Genomic DNA, 14,338 nt, shown 5'->3' with positions numbered 1-14,338 from the left:
CTCCCCTCAAGCGATGGCGTAGCGTCGGTCGACGAGATTGACGACCCGCGCGACGATGTAGACGATGATCATGTAGAGCACGGCGGCAACGCCGAATATCTCGAACGGCTTGTAAGTCGAACCGATGTAGCGCTGCGCGGTATAGGTGAGCTCGACCACTGAAATCGTCGAGACGAGTGCTGATCCTTTGACGAGGGCGACCGCGTTGACACCGAGAGGCCGGATCATCAGGCGCGCAGCTTGCGGCAAGATCACCTTGCGCATGGTCTGGAACCGGCTGAAGCCGATCGAGCGTGCTGCCTCCGTCTGGCCGCGATCGACCGAAAGCACCGCGCCGCGGATGGATTCCGCCATGTAGGCGCCGATGTTAAGACCAAGGCCAATGACGCCGGCAGCAAATGGCTCCAGATTGATTCCGATCTGCGGACCGCCGAAATAGAGCACGAAGAGCTGGATGAGGCACGGCGTGCCGCGAAACAGGCTGACATAGGCGGTACCGAAGGCGCGCAGCAGCAACGAGCGCGACATCTTGGCGGCGGCGATCAGGAACGCCACCACCAGTCCGAGCGCAAGCGCAAGTATCGAGATCTCGATCGTGATCCACGCCGCTTCCACGAAAAACGGGAAGACGCGCTCAACCAGCGAAACGTCCATGGGAAAACTCCGGAGGGCGAATTCATGAGCTCCGGCCGCGGCTCATGCGGCGGCAGGAGAGACAGGAAGCTTGGGGATCAACGGATATCGCTGCCGACCCATTCCATGGAGATCTTCTCGTAGGAACCGTCTGCCAGCATGTCCTCAAGCGCCTTCTGCATCGCCGCCTTCAGTTCCGGATTGTTCTTGCGGATGGCAATGCCGATCGCGACGCTGCCGCCTTCGATGTCTGGCGTTTCCAGGCGACGGACCTTTTCGCCTGTTTCCTTGACGGCGACCATGACTGGAATGTTGTCGACGACGATCGCGTCGACACGACCGCTCTTCAATTCCATCAGCAGCTCCGGCAAGCCCTTATAGGTACGGACGTCCCAGCCGCCCTGCTCGCGTGCCCACTTCTCGTGCGTTTCGCCGAGCGTTACGCCAAGCGTCTTGCCCTTGAGTTCGTCGAGTTTTTGAACACTCGATGCCTCGCTGACGAAGACGGCGCGACCGGCATGGTAATAGGGACCGACGAAATCGACGACCTTCTCCCGCTCCGGGGTGATCGTCATCGAGCCGACGATCGTATCGTATTTGTTGGCGAGCAGGCCGGCGATGATGCCGTCCCACGCGGTCGTGACCAGCGTGCCCTTGACGCCGACACGCTCGGCAATTGCCTGGCCGATCGACGCGTCGAAACCGACGACCTGGTTTTCTTCATTGACGAAATTGAACGGCGGGTACTGGCCCGACATGGCGATCTTCAGTTCGCCGGCCGCCTTGACGTTCTCGAGGTCATCGGCCTTCGCCGAGACAGCGGAGAGAGTTGCAGCGATGGTCAGCGTCGCGGCCAGCAGGCCGGAGAATAGGCTCTTCATGAAATGTTCCTTGTTCCTCTGGGTGAATGCGCCTTCTGGTGCGCTTGGGCTGGCACGCAGGCGCCTTCCGAATTTCATGATTGCTTCTGCTTCAGCATTGCGCAAATAGATAATGGAAATAGAAGGCATAGATTTCAGGAATGGCTTCACCCCGATTGGAACGGCTCGTCTGGGAGCTCGACTGGAACCTTTTGCGCACCTTCGTGGTGATTGCCGAGGTCAAAAGCATCACGCGTGCGGCCGAGCGGTTAAACCTCAAGCAACCGAGCGTGAGCAATGCACTTCGGCGGCTTGAAGACCGCGTCGGGCGCCGCCTGGTCGAGCGGGATGCGACGCGCTTCGAACTCACCGAAGTGGGACAGCTGCTCTACGAACAGAGCGTCGAGGTCTTCGGCACGATCTCGCAACTGCCACAACTCGTGCGCGGCGTCAGTGACGACGTCACCGGCCATGTCACGATTGCGGTTGCGAGCCACGTGGTCTCACCGATCTTCGATCGGGCGCTGATGGAGTTCCACCGCAGCTATCCGCGTGCGACCCTGACGATAAATGTCGGACCGAGCGGCGAGGTCACGCGCCAGGTCCGGGAGAAGCGTGCGTCCTTCGGACTTTGCCTCGTCAGCGTCCGGGATCCGGCGCTCGACTATCTCATGGTCTTCAGGGAGTTTTTCGGCTTCTTCTGCGGCCCCCACCACCGGCTGTTCGGTCGTGAGGGGTTGAAGCTTGCCGACCTCAAGGGCGAGACGTCGGTTTCCTTCCATACCGACCATATCGCCGATGCGCTCCGGCCCGTGGCGCTGCTTCGAAGCGAAGCCAAGCTCAACGCCAATGTCGTTGGCGTCTCGTCAAGCCTCGAGGAGGTGCGACGGATGACGCTTGCCGGTCTCGGGGTCGGCTCCCTACCGCTGCATGTCGCCCGCCGCGACGTCGCAGATGGGCTTCTCTGGCGTCTGCCGCCCTACGACAATCCGCCCGCCATCGATATTTTCATGCTGACGAACCCTGAAAAAGCGATCAACCGGGCCGAGAAGGCTTTGATCGCCGGCTTGCAGACGCTGATTGCCGAAACGCCGGTTGAAGAACGCGTCTATGCCGATTGATCGCGAAGCCGCGCCGGCTCAGTCGACAACAGCGCTTCGGCCCGCTCCCGCGCGTCCGGCTCGAGCGCAATCGCCGCGCGGGCGTGAAGATCGAAGCGTACGGTCGTGGTCCTGTTGATGGCGTGTACCACGCCATCAAGCGTACCGCACATGATCTGCTCGAAACTGACCGAGGAACGGCCGAGCTTGATGACGCGCGAGCGAATGGTGATCAGCGCGCCCGCCTTTGTTTCGTGCTTGTATTCCATCTCGGAGCGTACATCGGCCCACCCCCTGCCCGGGTCTGCTTCAGCGCCGCCGATATGGCCAAGAAGCTGAAAACTCGCATCGTCGAACATCGCTGCGTAGTGCCGCACGTTCATGTGCCCCATCGTGTCGCACATCCATGGGTGGGCAACGCCGACATAGGTTGTCAAAGCTTGGATGGACATGGGGCGCGCCTCAATCGTCGAGTGGTGACCGGTTGCGAGACATAGCGGATGGCCAATGCCTCTGTCCATCGCGGGCGAGCGGGAATTCTGAAAAGTCAATAGACTCAACTACTTCCAAAAATTTTGGACATTTTTAGCGCACCCTGGGAAGCCGTGTTTGGTAGCGCTGGGACCATCTCAGGCACCCCCCGAGTTTCATTCGGACGGTTTGTCACGTCGAATTGACTTCAGCAATTCATTGACGTCGCCAGTAGCGGCATGAGTTGGCGGCGGAAAGTCGGGTTTACCGGCCTTTTTTATTGCCCGTGGCATTACCCCCTACTCGCTATGGACTCCGATCTTGACGCAGCTCGCAGGCGCTACAACGGTCTGTACCCCGGATCGCCTGATCAAGCAGGTCGGCGATACGGTGGAGCCGTATTATCAGTTGGTCGTGATGCGCGACATCTGGGAGCACGGTATGCCGTTATCGGACAGTGCGATTGCGTGCGTCGAGGCGATCACCCCGCCCGGATGTTTCTCGTGATTGCACTAGCCTCGCACAGCCCGCAGGCTCTTCAGCCGCCCTCGGTTTGTCGCGATAACTCAACAGCTGAAGCGGGGAATAACTGTTTGCCGGCGAGGTCTCCGAGTAAAACAGTAACGGCCCAAGCGGCCGCCACGCCGACAAGTACCGCCAAAGCTCTCCTGAATGGCCGCGTCCGGAAAAGATACATTGCAATGCCCAGGGGGGTTAAAAGGATGACCGCACATTTGGTCGACCAGGAGGGCTCAGCCGTCTCCAGCGACGCCGCGTCCGATACAATGACGACGTAGGTAAAGCCGATAAGCAGGAATGCTGAAAACAGAAACCACAGGGTTTGGTAGAATGGATAGGGCAAAACCAACTGGTCTACCGCCGTCACCAAGAACTGAAAGACGACTAGGGATGCGATCAACACGTTGCGCGCTTTCAAGCTTTCTTGCATCCGCGACCTCCTCAATAATAGAGCTTACGGCTGTCCCTGCCTCGGTAGATCGTCGCGCCGCCGATCGCTCCTGCTCTCGGCGCTCTATCCGCACCACGACTGCTTGAAACCAATCCAACGGTGCGCCAGGCCCTCGTCGACAAGTTGGGCGCCGAGCGATCGGCCGCCTCGGTAGACCTCGCGCAGCTTTCGCCCATACTTGTCCTCGTCGCGCATACCGGCTTTGAGACCGAAGGCGCCGGCATTCAACAGCGACTGCAGCCGCAGCGTCGCTTGCACGCCAAGGGCTTTCTCCTCAGCGCATCGCGGCTCGCCGATCTCAGGAGTATCGATGTCCGCGATACGGTACTTCACGCCATCGAGCCAAAAGGTGTCACCGTCGACGACGCAGGTAATCCGCGCCGTGACACCGCATACGGGGAAGGATGCTTCGATAACGTCTTCCGGCGGCATGGTGGCCCAGCCATAGGCCCCACCCATTAAGATGCCGACGATAGGCAGGACAAATACCCACGGGGATAAACGCCTTCGGGGCGTCGCCCCGCGATTGATCGGATTGGATTTGGTGAACCTCCCTTCGGCCTCCCGCAACGCTCGCGGCTTGCCAGTCCCTTTTGGAGCCAGGTCGCGACCAAACACGGAATTGGCGAGGAGTATCGCGAAAAGTAGCACGCCGCTTATGATCAGCGCGAAAGGAGAGTGGTTTCCGCCTCCAGCGCGCCATCGCCTGCGTGCCTCGGCGTCACGTGGAAGTAGAAGCAGAAGTGGGCCGAGCACCAAAGCACGGCGGCTTAACCCCTCGGATGTGACGCGCATCTGGTCCCCTCAGCAGTCGAGCATCAAGTTTAGGTAAAGCTTAATAAGTCATGACTGTAACGTGCACTGTGCGAGCATTCAAGCTCTTGGTTGCAGTGGGCACGCTGGTCGCTCATGACCTTCGCAAACTCTGCTGTGGCATAGGTCCAAACGTCGTTGGTGGCGGCTTCGCCCGCGGTCACCCCCGGTGCCACGTGGGAAATGGGCCGAGCCAGATTGAGGTCGGCCGCGACATCGTCAACCACGGAATTGAACTTGGCAGACTCGATAGTCGTATTCGGGACGGCAACTGTCCCTAATGGCCTGCTGTATACTCTTGAGCCGTTTCGAGGCATTTCCAGTTCTCCATAGAAAAAGGCCCCAAAACGAGAGCCTTGTCATGTCAACGGTTTTTCGGTTTCATTGCCCCAAGTACCGAGGGACAAGGATGAGCGACCAGAGATTTCAAATTGAGTTCCTGCCGATCACACTCGGGCGCCTGGAGGGCGCACCGACATTGATCGGAGTTGGAAATGCATCACAAGCGACGGAAACCAAAGAACGCGCGCGCCGGCTGCCTACTGTGCAAGCCTTATAAAGCCAACGGCGCCTGTCCGAGACATCAGGACATGAAGCTCGGCAACCTTCGCCGATATCAGGCTGGTACACACCAGCTTCGGTGCGAGGGCCTCCGGTAGGTCAGCAAAGAAACCCGAGGCCAGTCCTCGGGTTTTTCTTCGATCCTGGGCCTTCGTCAATTCCCACATTTCTCGTTTATGTTGTGGAGACGCAGATCAACCACAACCGTCATGAGCCGTCCCGCGCAACGCTGAAGATCATCGGCGTGCTTACGGCCGTGATCGTACTTGCGGTTGCCGTACCCCTCCTCGGTTGAGATGGCCGCTCGACATCGTCCCTGACGAGGCGATCTAGGTTGTCGACGGCATTATCGCCGGATTATGCATCGGCTTCGTTCTCGGCCGATGGGATACTATCCGTCAGTTCCCCACGTCCGGCAGAAAATGAATAGCCAGCCCGGCCACCACCCCTCTCGCACCGTCGACATCCGTTGCTTATCACGTTTTGCTGAGCACGGCGAAGGATGGCGTCATTGATCTGGTCTCGCGCGGCACCCTTTGCAACGCTAAGGCGCCCGATATCTTCCGCCAGTTTGCCGGCGTTTGCATCGGCATTCTTCTGGACCACTCTCCTCACGAGTGCCTGACCAATTTGCCTGCCGTCCCCGTCAGTGTCGCATCAGAGGAGATATCCTGCCCTTTCGATACCTCGCCGAGGAACTGATTGAAACGGGCACCCATCGCCGTGTCTGAGCCGCGCGTCACGCGGTTTGCCGTGTCGGCGAAGACGTTTTCGCGATCGATCGAGTTGAGAACATTGGCGGCGTTATCTTTGATGGTGTGGACGGCCTCACCTCAGCGGCATCATAGTGCCATGACGTGGTCGCCGGAGCGCCACAGAAGGGAGACCGCCCATGCAACAGTTTATCAGAATTGGTGTTGATCTTGCTAAGAACTATTTCCAGATCCATGCACTGGCGAGTGAGGACGGATCTTCCATCGTAAGACGCAAGCTAACGCGAGCGAAGATGAGAGAGTTCTTTTCGCGGATCGAGCCTTGCCTCGTCGGCATGGAAGCCTGTGGCTCAGCGCACTATTGGGCGCGCGAACTCAAGGCAATGGGCCATGAAGCGGTCCTGATGCCCCCGGCTTACACCAAGCCCTATGTGAAGCGTGGCAAGAACGATGCTGTCGATGCAGAAGCAATCTGCGAGGCATTATCGCGGCCCGGGATGCGTTTTGTTCCAGTCAAAAGCCCGCAACAGCAAGCGACACTGGCCGTACACAGAACGCGTGATCTTCTGGTCAAGCAACGGACGATGAGCGTCAATGCCCTGCGAAGCCACCTGGCGGAGTTTGGCATCATCTCTGCAAAGGGCATTGGCAAGGTCGACGACTTGCTGGATAAAGCTGAACACGATGTAACCCTCCCGAGCGCCGCAAGGGTGGTGGTAAAAACGCTGGCACAGCAGATCCGAGAGATCGACATCTCTGTCGATCGGTTAGAGAGGGAAATAGCCGAAGCCCATTCGTCAAGTGACATGAGCCAATTGCTCGCGGAAATACCCGGCGTCGGCATGCTGACCGCTACGGTGATCGATGCCAGCATGCCCAATGCAGAAGTGTTCAGATCGGGACGCGATTTCGCCGCTTGGCTCGGACTTACACCGCGCCAGAACTCAAGTGGCGGAAAGCAATCCCTTGGAGCCATCACTAAACAAGGTAACCGGTATATCAGGAAACTCCTGGTCCTAGCGGCGACATCTCTCCTGAATGTTTTAGGCAGACGAAAAGGTGCTTTGCGCGATTGGATTGTGGGACTCCTTGCCAAGAAGCCGGCGAGGCTCGTGACAGTAGCGCTCGCAAACAAGCTTGCTCGGATCATATGGGCGGTCAAGAAAACGGGCGAAAGTTTCCGCTTGGAGAAATTCGCGAAAGCATAAGCCGCCGTCGAAGCAGTGGAACTCTAGTTAGTTTGGTAAGTGCATAAGACCTAATGAATGACAACGGTTGTTACCGAAGACCAGGGAAACCCCGACCAGTCGTCTGAGCTATAGAGCTCGCATCTTTGATGTGGCCCCAGGTTGTCGGATATCATTAAGGCCAGCGGAGATCTATTCCGCACCAGAAGGCCGGACATACGATCGCCGTAACCAAGGTCATTCACACGTCTAAAAGCCTTGCCATAAACGGCCGTCCACATATGACGACTGGGTTCGAGAGACTAGCTCGATTACCGACATCTGGACGTTGACTCGCCGGCGCGCCGATGAGAACATTTGCGGAACACGCAAATGGAAGGCATGCATCATGAGTGACGAGAAGAGCACGGACCCGAGAGCGGATTCCTTGCTTGTGAACCACTGGTGCGAACATCCTGGCTGCAAGGCGTGGGGCAGTTTCGGCTTTGCGATCGGCAGAGGAGCGCCGAATTGGTTATGCTTCGAACACCGACCGGAGAGCTGGCCGCCCTCGAAGCTGCCATAGACAATCAAGCGTCAGGCGGAGGCGCTTTTCCTCAACAGTGCGGCACAACACCAACCGGCAGATACCTGCCAGGAGAGAACCTGTGCCTGATTATAAGAACCTCGACCAAGTCATCTATATCCGCCTCACGACCACGCGAACTCCGATAAAACGGGCGTATGCCGGAACGGGCCAGTCACGGCGCCGGGAGAAGCCCAGCGCTCATTGGTTCGCGAAGTCGATCGTTGAGGGCATCCGCATCAATCATCGGATCGAACGTGGCGGAGCCGCCGTCGACGAAGCCGAGATCATCGGCGTTCTGGCGGACGAGCTTTGGAAGGTGTCCGAAGCCGTGGCGAAGGACCTCGTGGGCATTGACGCGAACAAGAGAGACAACGCCAAGAGGACGATCACGAGCGCGCTGCTGGTGGCCCTGACCGACAGATACGAATGCACATTCTTCATGCCGAAGTATCACGGCATGGGCCCGTCTTCCTATGGTCGATCGGGAAGCGGAGAACCTCGGACTTAGGTCTGGCGCGCTCACGCAAAGGTCGGAGCTGCGTTGCCGAATCTGCATTGCCCCGCCATTGCTGTTTTAGCACCAACGGTATCGGAGGCCCCCGCCGTTGGCGCCAGTGATCCCAGAGCGCGACCCCAGCCCCAAGCGACCCAGCGCTCTGGGGTCCACCTCAAGGCTAGGTTCCGCCAAGGTCGAGCGCGCGGAGGTTCAGGCTTGAGGGATCAAAGCTGAGAACTGGAGAGGATGCGTAAAATGAAGAAGCTATTATCCACCTTCGCAGCCGTAGTCCTAGCTGCATCCTTCGCCTCATCGCTAAACGCCGCTCCGATCCTCGTGCCAAAATCCGAACAGATGCAGGCCGGCGACGTCGAGCAGGTAAAACACCGGAGCCATCGCCATTGGCATGCGGATCGTCACTGGGACCGACGGTACGCCTATCGTCTCTGCGGTTACTACGGAAGGTGCTACCCTCGTTACTCCCGGTATTACGGATATCGTGATCATTACCGATACGGCTATCGTGACTATTACCGCTACGAGCGGCGGCAAGGCGTGACAGTCTACTTCGGTTACTAGCCGACAACGCCCTGTTTGAGCAGCACAATCTTTCAATGGCCCCACGTGACAGCGAGGCCATTTCTTTGCTTTGCCGCCCGCCCCTGCCCCGAATTTACCTTGGTGAAGCCTTCGAGCCAGCAACTCTATTTCTAAGGGAAATCTCTTATGAATCCATCCGTAGATGGCTAATGACAAGAAAGGTGGTATCAGTCGACGCTAAAACACGCAGGAGAGCCGAACCGTCTATGGAAATTGCGCGAATGTTTCGCGAGATAGTTTCGAGCGTGATCGTGTATCCCCGCGCGCCTGGCGAGGCCTACAGTTAGGAGACCAAAGGCTGGTCGGCTGGAATCGCCGGCAAGAAACTGTCGGCTGTTTTAACGTCTCACCCCACCCGTTTCTCGATCCGCCGATCTGTCGCGCAGTTGGTGGTCCCGAAGGGGTCTCCTAGAGCGGGTCGTGTCCGTTGCGGTTTGACAAAAGGCGAGAAAAATCCGTGGGTAAGCACGCTTGCTTTGGTCCGCAGCTAGGCGCGCCGGCGTTGCTCTCCTAGATTGGCCACCTGAAACGTGAGGAGGAATGCGCGTGAAAGTCTATCTCGCTGGCCCGGAAGTTTTTCTGTCCAACGCGGTCGAGATCCAAAAGGAGAAAGCGGCTCTGGCGCGTGCGGCCGGCTTCACGCCTCTGGTGCCCGGCGACCTTGAAATCCCACCAGCCCCCACCAAGCATGAACGCGGCCAGGCGATCTATGCCGTCGATGAGGGCATGATGCTGGCATCCTACATGATCATCGCCAACCTGACGCCGTTTCGCGGCATCAGTGCCGATGTCGGCACGGTGTTCGAACTGGGCTTCATGTGTGGCCGTGGCAAGCATGTCTACGCCTATACCAACACCTCGCGCAGCTACTACGAACGTATCCTGGATGACCATTACCGGGGTAACGCTGCGCTGCGCCCTGACGGACGCATGGCCGGCCCCGACGGCCTCAGCATCGAAGATTTCGACATGGCCGACAATCTCATGCTGGACGGCGGCATCCTTCGCCGGGAGGGAGTGTTGATCAAGCGCGAAGTACCGGAGGCCGATCGCTTCACCGATCTCGAGGCTTTCAAGGAGTGCCTGGCCATCGCCGCAAGGCGGCACCTGGGGTAGAGTTACGGTCGATCCTGCCGTCCGGCAAGGGCCTGCCGAAGTCAGAGAAGTCATCGACTTTGACGGACCCGTCGCCGCCCTAGACACGAAGGGCGAAAGCTTTGCCGTGATCTACCGCTATCGCCGATCGCTCGGTCGCCAGCTTGTAGTTCTCCATCCCTTCGGCATCATCGAGGCATCAAGGGCTGGTTCAATCCTCTCCGTTCGCTTATGCGCATCAAACGATTGGTCGGGCCGAGACAATCTCCTATAAAATTTGCCGATCGGGAGATTATCTGCGGAAGCTATCCCTGACCGCGTTAATTTTCCCGTTCGGGAAAATTAATCTCGACAGGACACCCAATATTTTGTTATTTTCCCGAGCGGGAAAATAATGATGGCAAAGCGCGTTAAAACTCCATCTGATATCGGCACCTTGATCCGAAGTGCACGCAAGGAGCAAAACTTGCGGCAGGACGAACTTGCCGGCGCTGCCGGCGTCGGGCTCCGGTTCATTGTCGATCTCGAGGCCGGCAAGCCGACAGCTCAGATAGGAAAAGTGTTGCAGGTTCTGCAAACGCTCGGCTGTTCGGTCGATATTCTGGCTCCTGGTGAACGCAGATAATGACGGCAAGGGTTCTCAACGTCTGGTGGGATGGTCGAATTGTCGGGCAATTCACCCAGGACCGGCACGGCGATATCGGCTTCGCCTACGCTGAAGCTTGGCTTGACGATGAAAGCACACTTCCGCTTTCAGCCTCCCTCCCGAAGCGCCCGGCACGTTTTTCCCGTCGTGATGCAGACCATTTTTTGGCGGCCTGCTGCCCGAAGAGAGCCAGCGCCTGGCTGCAGCGCAAGCATTGGGCGTCTCACCTGCAAATGATATCGCGCTGCTCGGTCGCTTGGGCGGCAATGTTAAGGCTTAAAGTATTGTTGGCCGACGCCCAATCGAAGGTGCCAGTTGTCCGAATTAGCGTCAGATTGCCCAAAGTGATCCATCCACATTGAATTTCTGAATGACTGTCGCTTATCGACGCGATGCGTTAATCAATGATTGTGCAACGCTATCCTGCACACGCGAGGAGCGACTTATAACGTTGACATTATATAATATGAAAGCTATATCCCATGACATGGAATGTGGTGTTTGATGATGACTTCGCTAAGGAATTCGCGGAGTTTGATAAAGAGGTAAAGATTGAACTGCGAGCCATGGTTTCGCTCCTTGAGGCTCGTGGACCTGAGCTCGGACGACCACGGGCTGATACCCTGAATGGTTCGGATTACGCAAACATGAAGGAGCTTCGGTTTGATGCGGCTGATGGGGTTTGGAGGGCAGCCTTTGCATTCGATCCAGAGAGGAAAGCCGTTGTCCTTGTCGCCGGAGACAAGTCGGGTACGAATGAAAAGAAGTTTTATAAGAAACTGATCAACACTGCCGACAAGCGTTACGAGGCACATTTAAAAGAGTTGAAGAAGAAGGAGAAAGAGTGATGGCTAAATCAGCAAAGGACGTTTTTGCCGAAACGATGACTCCCGAGATGATCGAGGCATCCGACCTACGGGCTAAGGAATTGCTCGAGGAATATGACACGCTTCAAAAACTGCGGAAAGCGCTCGACTTAACGCAGGAGCATATCGGACAGAAGATGGGTAAGAAGCAGGTTTCGGTCGCGCAGATTGAAAAGCGCTCTGATTTTCTTCTCTCAACACTCCGGGATTACGTGGAGGCTCTCGGTGGAGAGCTAGAGCTGGTCGTTAAGTTCAAGGACCATGCTCCTGTTCGCTTAGCGGGTATCGGCGAGAAGATTTTTTCGGAAGTTCCACGAAGGCCGAGCCGCTCCCGTCGTGTTACAGCTTAGCACTGCAGTGCGTGATCTGCGCCGTTTTCTGCATGCAGCTCCGAGATTGCTTCTTTTCTTAATTCAATTGAGTAAGCCGCTTTTAGTGGCTTTCGCTATCTAATGCCGCAATCCTGAAAGCCCTGGTTTCAATACCACCCGGACCGCGTTCAGATTAGCCATTTGTTCCGTCCGACGCTTTGGCGGCGCATCCCCACCGTGGCATCTGCCAGCCCAAGCATTGATGAAGGAGCCGCTGTTTTCCACGCCGGGATTGGGCACAAAAATAAGCCTCGGCTTTCCGGAGACTGGCTCCGCATGCCATAGCTCGCCTCGGGTGCGCCGTTTTCTCCGGAGACCGCGTCGATTTCGAAGCACGCGCGTGGCGAAGTCGCGCGAAATGCCGTCCGCCGTCATCACAATGAGTTTCCGCTGAAGTTCGATGTTCGATCGTGGCGTATCGCGTCGATGTTCGGGGAGCAGCGGATATCCCTAGTCTAGTCGGAGGCGCAGGGCCAGGCCGCTGGCGTGCGCAAGCCCGCAGGCAACTTGGTCGAGCTATCGCCACAGGTTAAGTCAATCTGCTCCTGTTCGAGCCCGGTCGCCTCGGAGAGGTTTACGCCCTCGATCCGCGTCAGGAACATGAAGGCGCCATCGAAGTCGATCGGACCTGTAAAGCTCGAGTTGGTAAAGCTGGCGCGCGACAGGTTGGCGTGTGTGAAACGGGTTCCGGTCAGCTCTGCCCTATCGAAATTGGCGCGCCCGAGTTCGGCTTTCTCGAAACTCGCACCCGTCAGCCGAGCTCCGGTGAAATTCGCACGCTGCAGTTCCGAATTGACGAAGGACGCCTTTTCGGCGGCGATACCCGCGAAATTGCAGCGATAGGCTTCGATCTTCGAAAAATTCGCGCCCTCGGCCAGAGCGCCGGCTACCGATGATCGCACCAGCGTGGCTTTTTCCAGGTTGGCGCCTGTCAGATTGGCGCCGCGCAGATCGGTCAAGGTGAAATCCGTATTGACCAGATTGGCGCCTTGCAGATCGCTGCCGCCAAGCATGAGCGCCTTCTTGTTGCAATCGGTCCAGTCCGCTCCGGGTGTGGCCGAGTCCTTGCAACTGGCGGCGTGGCCCACTGCCGGTGCCGCAAGGGTAACGAGGCAAGCGGTCACCGCCGGTCCCAGCAGTTTTTTCACCGTGCGCGCCGCGATTTTCAGCGTTTTCTGGCGCAGCGCCGTGGATTGGCGCATCGTGCCGCACCCGTGGTCGAGATCGGTTTTGAGGATAGTCATGGCGCCGCTCCGGGACCCGCGGGGTCGAATCGATTGTATTTCAGATGGCATGCACATCCTTCGGACGATCGGCATCACCGGTTGTGCGTGCTTCGCTGGTAAACGTATGACGTTGCTGCCCTTTATGCAAATGACAGAAATGAAAACGGTTTGTTTCAGATGGCGGCCGCCAACAACCAGTCACGCAATTTCGCGTGCGGGCTCTGCGTCGCAATGGCTGCCGGCGCAAGCAGTTGGTAGACCGTTCCGTCCTCGCTAAATCCCATCGGCGCGGCCAGAATGCCGCTGTCGATGTCATCCCGGACGAGCTGCCACGGGCCGACTGCGACTCCGATCCCGGCGATCGCGGCCTGGAGGCTGATATAGAAGTGCTCGAAACTCTGGGAGCGTCGCCCGAGCGTGCGGCAACCCGAGAGCCTTGCCCAGGTCTCCCACGCGTCCGGGCGGCTGCGCGCATGGAGGAGAACCGCATCGTGACGCAGTTCCGGCAAGCGACTTGCGTCTGATGGGGCGAAGAACGACATGACCTTGTCCGCGCGGCAGACCGGCCCGGTCCGTTCGCGAAACAGCGGGATCGCATGGACCAACTCAGCCTGCTCGAAATCGTTCCGCCGTATGGCAAGATCGATGCCGCGTCCAAGTGTCACCGAACCGCCTCCCGCTACGAGATGCACAGGGACATCAGGGTGCTGCCGCTGAAAATCCGGAAGCCGCGGAATGAGCCAGCGCATCAAGAGCGTCGGCTCACAGGAGACCACCAGGGCCGGCACCCTCGCCTCCTCCTTGATTTCATGGACTGCTGCCTCGACCAGTGCGAACCCTTCGCGCACGGCCTGAGCGAGCTTGCGCCCGGCATCCGTCAAGAAGACGCGCCGGCTTCGCCTTTCAAACAGCGCCACGCCCAGGTCATCCTCGACGAGGCGAACTGCCCTGCTGACCGCGCCATGGGTGAGGTTCAGGGTGTCGGCAGCACGGCTGAAACTCTCCAACCTGGCCGCTGCCTCGAAGCAACGGAGCGCCACCAAAGGCGGCAGCCGGATGGCATGAATCTGTGAGTGTTGCTCACCAATGTTGTCAGAACTCATCGTTAGTCGCCGTACACGTTGTCCTTTAAAGTGCCACATCATCAAAGGAACGGGCAAAA

At 58.1% G+C, this 14,338-nt stretch carries 16 protein-coding genes; 9 read left to right on the top strand and 7 right to left on the bottom strand.

What is annotated here, in order from left to right:
• Positions 1 to 6: 6 nt before the first annotated feature.
• Both ACQ5BM_RS26490 and ACQ5BM_RS26485 read right to left on the bottom strand, forming a co-directional pair.
• Positions 7 to 654 (bottom strand): amino acid ABC transporter permease, encoded by a 648-nt coding sequence (locus tag ACQ5BM_RS26490; RefSeq protein WP_429817786.1) that lies wholly within the window; start codon positions 652 to 654, stop codon positions 7 to 9.
• A gap of 77 nt (positions 655 to 731) precedes the next feature.
• The gene (locus ACQ5BM_RS26485; protein ID WP_429817784.1) at positions 732 to 1,514 is read right to left on the bottom strand and encodes an ABC transporter substrate-binding protein; all 783 of its coding nucleotides are present in this window, start codon (positions 1,512 to 1,514) and stop codon (positions 732 to 734) included.
• 140 nt (positions 1,515 to 1,654) lie between these two features.
• Here ACQ5BM_RS26485 and ACQ5BM_RS26480 point away from each other — a divergent pair, with 140 nt between their 5' ends.
• Positions 1,655 to 2,614 carry a LysR family transcriptional regulator gene (locus tag ACQ5BM_RS26480; protein WP_429817782.1) on the top strand — a complete coding sequence of 320 codons (960 nt, stop codon included), beginning with the start codon at positions 1,655 to 1,657 and terminating at the stop codon, positions 2,612 to 2,614.
• On the opposite strand, the gene ACQ5BM_RS26475 is transcribed toward ACQ5BM_RS26480, so the two are convergent.
• Positions 2,602 to 3,045 carry an acyl-CoA thioesterase gene (locus ACQ5BM_RS26475; RefSeq protein ID WP_429817780.1) on the bottom strand — a complete coding sequence of 148 codons (444 nt, stop codon included), beginning with the start codon at positions 3,043 to 3,045 and terminating at the stop codon, positions 2,602 to 2,604. The two genes, ACQ5BM_RS26480 and ACQ5BM_RS26475, sit on opposite strands and share 13 nt — an antisense overlap.
• A gap of 340 nt (positions 3,046 to 3,385) precedes the next feature.
• On the opposite strand from ACQ5BM_RS26475, the gene ACQ5BM_RS26470 reads away from it, so the two are divergent.
• On the top strand, positions 3,386 to 3,571 hold the full coding sequence (locus ACQ5BM_RS26470) for a hypothetical protein (protein ID WP_429817778.1): 186 nt from the start codon (positions 3,386 to 3,388) through the stop codon (positions 3,569 to 3,571).
• Between the two features lie 31 nt (positions 3,572 to 3,602).
• Here the strand turns inward: ACQ5BM_RS26470 and ACQ5BM_RS26465 are convergent, their stop codons facing one another.
• Both ACQ5BM_RS26465 and ACQ5BM_RS26460 read right to left on the bottom strand, forming a co-directional pair.
• Positions 3,603 to 4,013, bottom strand: a complete 411-nt coding sequence (locus ACQ5BM_RS26465; RefSeq protein ID WP_429817776.1) for a hypothetical protein — start codon at positions 4,011 to 4,013, stop codon at positions 3,603 to 3,605.
• Positions 4,014 to 4,097: 84 nt separating this feature from the next.
• A complete protein-coding gene (locus ACQ5BM_RS26460; protein ID WP_429817775.1) occupies positions 4,098 to 4,829 on the bottom strand; it encodes a thermonuclease family protein in 732 nt (243 codons plus the stop codon).
• Between the two features lie 1,471 nt (positions 4,830 to 6,300).
• Between ACQ5BM_RS26460 and ACQ5BM_RS26455 the strand changes: the two genes are divergently transcribed.
• From ACQ5BM_RS26455 to ACQ5BM_RS26425, 7 genes are all read left to right on the top strand, one after another.
• Positions 6,301 to 7,329: an IS110 family transposase gene (locus tag ACQ5BM_RS26455; RefSeq protein ID WP_429817773.1), complete on the top strand. Its 1,029-nt coding sequence runs from the start codon at positions 6,301 to 6,303 to the stop codon at positions 7,327 to 7,329.
• Between the two features lie 626 nt (positions 7,330 to 7,955).
• The gene (locus tag ACQ5BM_RS26450) at positions 7,956 to 8,384 is read left to right on the top strand and encodes a hypothetical protein (protein WP_429817771.1); all 429 of its coding nucleotides are present in this window, start codon (positions 7,956 to 7,958) and stop codon (positions 8,382 to 8,384) included.
• A gap of 1,128 nt (positions 8,385 to 9,512) precedes the next feature.
• Entirely contained in the window at positions 9,513 to 10,088 is a 576-nt protein-coding gene (locus tag ACQ5BM_RS26445; RefSeq protein WP_429817769.1) for a nucleoside 2-deoxyribosyltransferase, read from the top strand.
• Positions 10,089 to 10,464: 376 nt separating this feature from the next.
• Positions 10,465 to 10,692 carry a helix-turn-helix transcriptional regulator gene (locus tag ACQ5BM_RS26440; protein WP_429817767.1) on the top strand — a complete coding sequence of 76 codons (228 nt, stop codon included), beginning with the start codon at positions 10,465 to 10,467 and terminating at the stop codon, positions 10,690 to 10,692.
• Positions 10,692 to 11,075: a HipA N-terminal domain-containing protein gene (locus tag ACQ5BM_RS26435; RefSeq protein WP_429817765.1), complete on the top strand. Its 384-nt coding sequence runs from the start codon at positions 10,692 to 10,694 to the stop codon at positions 11,073 to 11,075. Before ACQ5BM_RS26440 ends, ACQ5BM_RS26435 begins: the two co-directional genes overlap by 1 nt.
• 120 nt (positions 11,076 to 11,195) lie before the next feature.
• Positions 11,196 to 11,561 (top strand): type II toxin-antitoxin system RelE/ParE family toxin, encoded by a 366-nt coding sequence (locus ACQ5BM_RS26430; protein ID WP_429817763.1) that lies wholly within the window; start codon positions 11,196 to 11,198, stop codon positions 11,559 to 11,561.
• Complete coding sequence (locus tag ACQ5BM_RS26425; RefSeq protein WP_429817761.1) at positions 11,561 to 11,929, top strand: XRE family transcriptional regulator; 369 nt, start codon at positions 11,561 to 11,563, stop codon at positions 11,927 to 11,929. Before ACQ5BM_RS26430 ends, ACQ5BM_RS26425 begins: the two co-directional genes overlap by 1 nt.
• A gap of 476 nt (positions 11,930 to 12,405) precedes the next feature.
• Here the strand turns inward: ACQ5BM_RS26425 and ACQ5BM_RS26420 are convergent, their stop codons facing one another.
• Complete coding sequence (locus ACQ5BM_RS26420) at positions 12,406 to 13,269, bottom strand: pentapeptide repeat-containing protein (protein ID WP_429817760.1); 864 nt, start codon at positions 13,267 to 13,269, stop codon at positions 12,406 to 12,408.
• A gap of 80 nt (positions 13,270 to 13,349) precedes the next feature.
• Positions 13,350 to 14,321, bottom strand: coding sequence for a LysR substrate-binding domain-containing protein (locus ACQ5BM_RS26415; RefSeq protein WP_429817758.1), 972 nt, complete (start codon positions 14,319 to 14,321; stop codon positions 13,350 to 13,352).
• Between the last annotated feature and the right edge of the window lie 17 nt (positions 14,322 to 14,338).

This window comes from Ensifer sp. B1-9, from assembly GCF_050474445.1.
GTDB lineage: Bacteria > Pseudomonadota > Alphaproteobacteria > Rhizobiales > Rhizobiaceae > Ensifer.
This window is presented reverse-complemented; position numbering and strand designations above follow the sequence as displayed.

What these genes read in the sequence shown, in the direction of transcription:
- ACQ5BM_RS26490 (WP_429817786.1), bottom strand. Translation starts at nt 654, where the DNA reads ATGGACGTTTCGCTGGTTGAGCGCGTCTTCCCGTTTTTCGTGGAAGCG.
- ACQ5BM_RS26485 (WP_429817784.1), bottom strand. Translation starts at nt 1,514, where the DNA reads ATGAAGAGCCTATTCTCCGGCCTGCTGGCCGCGACGCTGACCATCGCT.
- ACQ5BM_RS26480 (WP_429817782.1), top strand. Translation starts at nt 1,655, where the DNA reads ATGGCTTCACCCCGATTGGAACGGCTCGTCTGGGAGCTCGACTGGAAC.
- ACQ5BM_RS26475 (WP_429817780.1), bottom strand. Translation starts at nt 3,045, where the DNA reads ATGTCCATCCAAGCTTTGACAACCTATGTCGGCGTTGCCCACCCATGG.
- ACQ5BM_RS26465 (WP_429817776.1), bottom strand. Translation starts at nt 4,013, where the DNA reads ATGCAAGAAAGCTTGAAAGCGCGCAACGTGTTGATCGCATCCCTAGTC.
- ACQ5BM_RS26460 (WP_429817775.1), bottom strand. Translation starts at nt 4,829, where the DNA reads ATGCGCGTCACATCCGAGGGGTTAAGCCGCCGTGCTTTGGTGCTCGGC.
- ACQ5BM_RS26455 (WP_429817773.1), top strand. Translation starts at nt 6,301, where the DNA reads ATGCAACAGTTTATCAGAATTGGTGTTGATCTTGCTAAGAACTATTTC.
- ACQ5BM_RS26445 (WP_429817769.1), top strand. Translation starts at nt 9,513, where the DNA reads ATGCGCGTGAAAGTCTATCTCGCTGGCCCGGAAGTTTTTCTGTCCAAC.
- ACQ5BM_RS26440 (WP_429817767.1), top strand. Translation starts at nt 10,465, where the DNA reads ATGGCAAAGCGCGTTAAAACTCCATCTGATATCGGCACCTTGATCCGA.
- ACQ5BM_RS26435 (WP_429817765.1), top strand. Translation starts at nt 10,692, where the DNA reads ATGACGGCAAGGGTTCTCAACGTCTGGTGGGATGGTCGAATTGTCGGG.
- ACQ5BM_RS26430 (WP_429817763.1), top strand. Translation starts at nt 11,196, where the DNA reads ATGACATGGAATGTGGTGTTTGATGATGACTTCGCTAAGGAATTCGCG.
- ACQ5BM_RS26425 (WP_429817761.1), top strand. Translation starts at nt 11,561, where the DNA reads ATGGCTAAATCAGCAAAGGACGTTTTTGCCGAAACGATGACTCCCGAG.
- ACQ5BM_RS26420 (WP_429817760.1), bottom strand. Translation starts at nt 13,269, where the DNA reads ATGCCGATCGTCCGAAGGATGTGCATGCCATCTGAAATACAATCGATT.
- ACQ5BM_RS26415 (WP_429817758.1), bottom strand. Translation starts at nt 14,321, where the DNA reads ATGATGTGGCACTTTAAAGGACAACGTGTACGGCGACTAACGATGAGT.